This window comes from Cellulomonas sp. ICMP 17802, assembly GCF_041295535.1.
GTDB lineage: Bacteria > Actinomycetota > Actinomycetes > Actinomycetales > Cellulomonadaceae > Cellulomonas.
Genome location: NZ_JBGFQZ010000011.1, coordinates 97,433 through 104,457, shown reverse-complemented (window position 1 = coordinate 104,457; position 7,025 = coordinate 97,433). Strand labels below are relative to the sequence as shown.

6 protein-coding genes are annotated in these 7,025 nt (G+C 73.0%); 1 reads left to right on the top strand and 5 read right to left on the bottom strand.

What is annotated here, in order from left to right:
* Positions 1 to 108: 108 nt before the first annotated feature.
* The 5 genes from scpB to AB5970_RS11090 form a co-directional block, all read right to left on the bottom strand.
* Positions 109 to 759, bottom strand: a complete 651-nt coding sequence (gene scpB, locus AB5970_RS11110) for an SMC-Scp complex subunit ScpB (RefSeq protein ID WP_370504002.1) — start codon at positions 757 to 759, stop codon at positions 109 to 111.
* Positions 756 to 1,670: a segregation and condensation protein A gene (locus tag AB5970_RS11105; protein ID WP_370504001.1), complete on the bottom strand. Its 915-nt coding sequence runs from the start codon at positions 1,668 to 1,670 to the stop codon at positions 756 to 758. The genes scpB and AB5970_RS11105 overlap by 4 nt, the downstream gene beginning before the upstream one ends.
* On the bottom strand, positions 1,654 to 2,469 hold the full coding sequence (locus AB5970_RS11100) for a ParA family protein (RefSeq protein ID WP_370504006.1): 816 nt from the start codon (positions 2,467 to 2,469) through the stop codon (positions 1,654 to 1,656). The genes AB5970_RS11105 and AB5970_RS11100 overlap by 17 nt, the downstream gene beginning before the upstream one ends.
* 115 nt (positions 2,470 to 2,584) lie before the next feature.
* Complete coding sequence (locus AB5970_RS11095) at positions 2,585 to 3,526, bottom strand: site-specific tyrosine recombinase XerD (protein WP_370504000.1); 942 nt, start codon at positions 3,524 to 3,526, stop codon at positions 2,585 to 2,587.
* 11 nt (positions 3,527 to 3,537) lie between these two features.
* Positions 3,538 to 4,389, bottom strand: a complete 852-nt coding sequence (locus AB5970_RS11090) for a heme o synthase (protein WP_370504005.1) — start codon at positions 4,387 to 4,389, stop codon at positions 3,538 to 3,540.
* Positions 4,390 to 4,827: 438 nt separating this feature from the next.
* Between AB5970_RS11090 and tkt the strand changes: the two genes are divergently transcribed.
* The gene (gene tkt / locus AB5970_RS11085) at positions 4,828 to 7,002 is read left to right on the top strand and encodes a transketolase (protein ID WP_370503999.1); all 2,175 of its coding nucleotides are present in this window, start codon (positions 4,828 to 4,830) and stop codon (positions 7,000 to 7,002) included.
* Positions 7,003 to 7,025: the final 23 nt, after the last annotated feature.

Here is a 7,025-nt window from a genome sequence, read left to right as displayed (position 1 = left end):
CGCCGCGCGGTGCACCGGAGCCACCCCGGCCCTGACCGGACCCGCCGCGCGCGCCCGACTGTCCTGCGCCGGACGAGCCGGCTCCCCCCGAGCGTCGTTCCTGCGGGCTCATCTGTTGTCTCCGATCGCCTGGTCGACACCCTCGAAGGAGTCGATGTCCGGCAGGTAGGGCGCGAGCGGGGGCATCTCGTCCAGGCTGGACAGCCCCATCCGCTCCAAGAAGTATCCCGTGGTCTGGTACAGCACCGCACCGCTGGACGGATCGGTGCCCACCTCGGCCACCAGGCCGCGGGTGGTCAGGGTGCGGACGACGCCGTCCACGTTGACGCCCCGGACCGCCGACACCTGGCCGCGGGTCACCGGCTGGCGGTAGGCGATCACCGCGAGCGTCTCGAGCGCGGCCTGCGTGAGCCGGGCCGTCTGGCCCTCGAGCACGAACCGTCCGACGACGTCGGCGTAGACCGGCGCCGAGTAGACGCGCCAGCCATCACCCGCGCGGCGGACCTCGAACCCGCGGGGCCGGCCGCCGAGGTCGCCCCGGTACTCGGCGGCGAGCTCGTCGAGCAGCGCCTCGACGCGGGCGGTCGGCAGCGCGAGCACCGTGGCCAGGCGGACGGCCGGGATCGGCTCGTCGGCCACCATGAGCACGGCCTCGAGCGCGGCCAGCGCGCCGCCGGGCAGGTCGTCGACGTCGAACGCGAGCTCGTCGGCAGCCGCGGACTCGGCCCCCGGCTCGTCGGGAAGGTTCTCCTCGGTCATGCGTCCTCCTCGGGCGACCCGTCGCGGGCCAGCTCTGCGTCCAGCGTCGTGTCCAGCGTGTCGAAGTCGTCGGAGACCTCGATCTCGCCCTCCTCGGCGCCCGTCCAGCGCACGGTCAGCTCGCCCAGCGGCGTGACCTGGTCGAACGCGACGGCGCCCTCCCGGAACAGCTCGAGCAGCGCGAGGAACCGGGCGACCACGACGATCGTCGCGTCGGCGTCGGCGGTCAGGGCGCGGAACGACATCGAGCCGCCGTGCCGCAGCCGGTCCACCAGCACCGCGGCCTGCTCGCGGACGCTCACAGCCGGGGCGTGCAGGTGGCTGATGTCGACGCCGGGCGGGGCCGCCTTGGGCTGCTCGGCCTTCGCCGCCAGGGCCGCCAGCTGCTCGGGGCCGATCTGCCAGATCAGCTCGGGCAGCAGCGCGGCGAGGTGCGGCTCCAGCGTGACGAGCCGCGGGAACCGGCGACCCTCGGTGGCGAACCGCTCGGCCAGGTCCGCGGCGACCAGCTTGTACGCGCGGTACTGCAGCAGGCGGGCGAACAGCAGGTCCCGGGCCTCGAGCAGCTCCAGGTCCTCGGCGTCCTCGACGTCGGCGGACGGCAGCAGGCGCGCGGCCTTGAGGTCCAGCAGGGTCGCGGCGATCACCAGGAACTCGCTGGCCTGCCCGAGGTCCCACTGCTTCTCCGCGGTGCGGATGTGGGCGATGAACTCGTCGGTGACCTGCGCCAGCGCCACCTCGGTGATGTCGAGCTTGTGCTTGGCGATCAGGCCGAGCAGCAGGTCGAACGGGCCGCTGAAGTTGGTGAGGTGGACCTCGAACGCCTGGGTGCCGACGGGCGACGCCGCGGGCGCGGCCGTCGAGACAGGCTGCTCGGGCGGGACCGCGCGCCCGTCAGGCTGCGTCGCCACGGGCGACGAGCTCACGGGCCAGCTGACGGTAGGCCGCCGCACCGGCGTGCGTCGGGGCGTAGGTGGTGATCGGCTCCGCGGCCACCGTGGCGTCGGGGAACTTCACCGTCCGGCTGATCACGGTGTGCAGCAGCGTGTCGCCGAAGGCCTCGCTGACGCGTGCGACCACCTCGCGGGCGTGCAGCGTGCGGGGGTCGTACATCGTGGCCAGGATGCCGTCGACCTCGAGGCGCGGGTTGAGCCGGTCCCGGACCTTCTCGATGGTCTCCACCAGCAGCGCGACGCCGCGCAGCGCGAAGAACTCGCACTCCAGCGGGATGAGGACTCCGTGCGCGGCGGTCAGCGCGTTGACCGTGAGCAGGCCGAGCGACGGCTGGCAGTCGATCATCACGACGTCGTAGTCGTCGAGGATCGGGCGCAGGGTCCGCGAGAGCACCGACTCGCGGGCCACCTCGCCCACCAGCTGCACCTCGGCGGCGGACAGGTCGATGTTCGCGGGCAGCAGGTGCAGGCCGGGGAACGGGGTCTCGTGGATCAGCGAGCGGATGTCCGCGTCGCGCTCCATGAGCAGGTTGTAGACGGTGCGGTCCAGCTCGTGCGGGCTGACGCCCAGGCCCACCGACGCGGCGCCCTGCGGGTCGAAGTCGACGATGAGCACCTTGCGGCCGTACTCGGCGAGCGCGGCGGCCAGGTTGATGGTGGTCGTCGTCTTGCCGACGCCGCCCTTCTGGTTGCACAGCGCGATGACGCGGGCCGGTCCGTGGGAGGCGAGCGGCGCGGGCTCGGGGAACACAGGCATCGGCCGCCCGACGGCGTCGAGCTGCGGGTCGGTCGTCTGCTGGCTCACCACGCGGGACAACCTACCGGAGCACGCGGCCCGATGACCGCGCGACAGTCCGACGCGGCCGTGACGCTCATCGCGCCCGTGGGTGGGAGGCGGCGTACACCTCGCGCAGGGTGTCCGGCGTCACCATCGTGTAGATCTGCGTCGTCGTCACGGAGGCGTGCCCCAGCAGCTCCTGCACCACGCGGACGTCCGCGCCGCCGGCCAGCAGGTGGGTAGCGAAGGAGTGCCGCAGCGTGTGCGGCGAGATGTGCTCGGCACCGGCCAGCCCCGCGCGCTCCGCGGCCACCCGCAGCACGGCCCACGCGCTCTGCCGGCTCAGGCGCGCCCCGCGGGTGTTGAGGAAGACGCCGGGCGACCCGCCCTTGCTGCCGACCGCCAGCGCGGGCCGGCCCCGCACCAGGTAGGCCTCGAGGGCCTCGAGGGCGAACGACCCGAGCGGCACCACCCGCTCCTTGCTGCCCTTGCCGAACAGCCGGACCGACGCGCGCCCGGGCGTCCGGTCCAGGTCGTCGACGTCGAGGCCGACGGCCTCCGAGATGCGCGCTCCCGTGCCGTAGACCAGCTCGAGCAGCGCGCGGTCCCGCAGCGGGACGCAGCCGTCGCCCAGCCCGGCGGCGTCGAGCAGCCGCTCCACGTCGTCGACGGAGATGGCCTTCGGCAGCCGCTTGGGCTGGGCGGGCGGCTTGATCGTGCTGGCGGGGTCGAGGCTGGTCATCCCGTCCAGCAGCAGGAACTTGTGCCACCCCCGGACGGCGACGACGATCCGGGCCGCCGACGAGGCCGACAGCGCGCTGCGGCCGTCGGAGCCCGTGCGGACCGCGAGCAGGAAGTCCTCGACGTCCTGCTCGTCCACGTCGCCGGGGGCCAGCCGGCCGCGCGAGGCGAGGAACGCGGTGTACCGCGCGAGGTCGCGCCGGTAGGCCAGGAGCGTGTTGGTCGACAGCCCCCGCTCGACGGTGAGGTGGGCGAGGTAGATCTCGAGCGCCGAGTCGATGGCCGAGCCGCTCACAGCGCCGCCGATCAGAACGGGAGGAACACGTCCACCGCGATCGCGACGGACAGCAGCGTGAGGTACGTGATCGACGCGTGGAACACGCTCATGGCCCGCAGCTTGCCGGCCTCGGGGTGCTCCGCGCGGCGCAGCAGGCCGATGCACGCCCAGAGGAACCAGAGGCCGAGGCCCAGGGCGACCACGCCGTACACCCAGGTCATGCCCTGCACCGGCACGAGCAGCAGCGAGCACGCGATCATCGCGATCGTGTACGCGATCATCTCGCGCGCGACCTTGGTGTCCTTCGCCACGACCGGGAGCATCGGGACGCCGGCGGCCGCGTAGTCGCGCCGGAACTTCATCGAGAGCGGCCAGTAGTGCGGCGGCGTCCAGAAGAAGATGACGCCGAACAGCAGCGCGGCGGTCCACGAGACGCCACCGGTGACGGCGGACCAGCCGATGAGCACCGGCATGCACCCGGCGGCGCCGCCCCAGACGATGTTCTGCGGCGTGCGGCGCTTGAGGATCATGGTGTAGCCGACGACGTAGATGAGGATCGCGGCCGCGGTGAGCCAGGCCGACGCCGGGTTGACCATGACGGCGAGCCAGGCCAGCGACAGCACGCCGAGCGCGAGCCCGAAGATCAGGGCCGCCCGCGGGCTGACCTCACCCGTGACGATCGGCCGCCGCTTGGTGCGGTTCATGATCTTGTCGATGTCGCGGTCGAGGTAGCAGTTCAGGACGTTGGCCGAGCCGGCGGCGGCCGCCCCGCCCACCAGGGTGGCGACGACCAGCCCGAAGCCGGGGAACCCGCCCTGGGCCAGGATCATCGTCGGCAGCGTGGTGACCAGCAGCAGCTCGATGACGCGCGGCTTGGTCAGTGCGACGTACGGACCGACCTTCGCGCGGACGCGGGCGACCGGGCCTGCCGGCTCGACGACGACGGTGCTCTTCGCGGCCCCGGGGGTCGACGCGGAGGACGCTCCGGCGTCATCGACTGACAGGGGGCTGCTGAGGCGCACGCGCTGCGGTTCCGTTCGTGTTCCGGCGGGGAGATCTCGCGCAGCCATGCTACGGCCTGCACCTGCGCCGGGGCGCGACGCCGGCCCCGGATCGCCGGACGGCCCGTGTGAGATCGGTCGCTCCCCCGCCAGATGGTCACACCCGGCAGCCCTGCCCCGGTGCGCTATAAGGTCGGAACGCACGGTCCGACGACCGCCGCGACGGCGTGACGTCCCACCCTGCCCGGCATCCCGACGCGGATGTCGATCTCGTCCGACACGACACCCGGCCCCCTGTCCGGGTGGAAATGAGGTGCGGTGAACGCGAAGGCTCCCCTGGCCACGACGGTCGGTTGGACCGACCTCGACCTGCGGGCGGTGGACACGGTGCGTGTCCTGGCCGCCGACGCGGTCGAGAAGGTGGGCAACGGTCACCCGGGGACGGCGATCAGCCTCGCCCCGGCGGCCTACCTGCTCTACCAGAACGTGCTCCGGCACGACCCCGCCGACCCGCACTGGCTCGGCCGCGACCGGTTCATCCTGTCCGCGGGCCACTCCAGCCTCACGCAGTACATCCAGCTGTACCTCGCGGGCTTCGGGCTCGAGATCGAGGACCTGGAGGCGCTGCGCACCTGGGGCTCCAAGACCCCGGGGCACCCCGAGTACAAGCACACCACCGGCGTCGAGATCACGACCGGCCCCCTGGGCCAGGGTCTCGCCTCGGCCGTGGGCTTCGCGATGGCGTCGCGGCGCGAGCGGGGCCTGCTCGACCCCGAGGCCGCGCCGGGCACCAGCCCGTTCGACCACTTCGTCTACGTGATCGCGTCGGACGGCGACCTGCAGGAGGGCGTGACCTCCGAGGCGTCGTCGATCGCCGGCACGCAGGAGCTGGGCAACCTCATCGTGCTGTGGGACGACAACCACATCTCGATCGAGGGCGATACCGAGATCGCGTTCACCGAGGACGTCGTCGCGCGCTACGAGGCCTACGGCTGGCACGTGCAGTTCGTGGACTGGACCGGCGGCCCCGACGGCTACCAGGAGGACGTCGACGCGCTGCACGCCGCGATCGAGGCCGCCAAGGCCGTCACCGACCGCCCGTCGTTCATCGGCCTGCGCACCCTCATCGCGTGGCCGACGCCCACCAAGACGAACGACCACTCCTCGCACGGCTCCAAGCTGGGCGGCGAGGCGATCAAGGGCCTCAAGGAGCTGCTCGGCTTCGACCCCGAGAAGACGTTCGAGGTGGACCCCGAGGTCCTGGCGCACACGCGGGGGCTCTCCGCCCGCACCGCACCGGTCAAGGCCGCGTGGCAGTCCGCGTTCGACGCCTGGCGCACGGCCAACCCCGAGAACGCCGCCCTGCTCGACCGGCTCGTCGCGGGCAGCCTGCCCGACGGCTGGACCGACGCGCTGCCCGTGTTCGCGGCCGGCAAGGCCGTCGCCACCCGCGCCGCCTCGGGCGAGGTGCTCAGCGCCCTGGCGCCCGTGCTCCCCGAGCTGTGGGGCGGCTCCGCCGACCTCGCGGGCTCGAACAACACGACGATGAAGGGCGAGCCGTCCTTCATCCCGGCCAAGCGCTCGACCCACGAGTTCGCGGGCGACGAATTCGGTCGCACCCTGCACTTCGGCATCCGCGAGCACGCCATGGGCGCGATCCTGTCGGGCATCCGCCTGCACGGCCTGACCCGGCCGTACGGCGGGACCTTCTTCACGTTCAGCGACTACATGCGCGGCTCCGTCCGCCTCGCCTCCCTCATGGGCGTGCCGGCGATCTACGTGTGGACGCACGACTCCATCGGCCTCGGCGAGGACGGCCCGACTCACCAGCCGATCGAGCACCTGGCCGCGGTGCGCGCCATCCCCGGGCTCACCGTGGTCCGCCCGGCCGACGCCAACGAGACCGCGGCCGCGTGGGCGGCGACGATCGAGCACACCGACGGGCCCGTCGCCCTCGTCCTCACGCGGCAGAACGTCCCGACGTTCCCGCGCGGCGAGGACGGGTTCGCGACGACCGAGGGCGTCGCGAAGGGTGCCTACGTCCTGCTCGAGGCGAGCAGCGGCACGCCCGACGTGATCCTCATCGGCACCGGGTCCGAGGTCCAGCTCGCCGTCGCGGCGCGCGAGACCCTCGAGGCGGCCGGCGTGGCCACGCGCGTGGTGTCGGCGCCGTCGCTCGAGTGGTTCTCCGCGCAGGACGAGAACTACCGCGAGTCCGTGCTGCCCTCGTCGGTGAAGGCGCGGGTGTCCGTCGAGGCGGGCATCGCCCTCTCCTGGCACAAGCTCGTCGGCGACGCCGGGCGCTCGGTCTCGATCGAGCACTACGGGGCCTCCGCCGACGACAAGACGCTCTTCCGCGAGTTCGGGTTCACGCCCGAGGCGGTCGTGGCGGCGGCACACGAGACGATCGCCGCGGCCCGCGGCGGGGCAGGTCCCGCGAACAACCCGGGTCTGCCCGACAACGCCGGGCTGACCGGCGACCAGCAGGTCTGAGTCTGAACGGTCACGCCGGCCCC

Coding starts and splice junctions, on each gene's coding strand:
- scpB (WP_370504002.1), bottom strand. CDS start 759: ATGACCGAGGAGAACCTTCCCGACGAGCCGGGGGCCGAGTCCGCGGCT.
- AB5970_RS11100 (WP_370504006.1), bottom strand. CDS start 2,469: ATGCCTGTGTTCCCCGAGCCCGCGCCGCTCGCCTCCCACGGACCGGCC.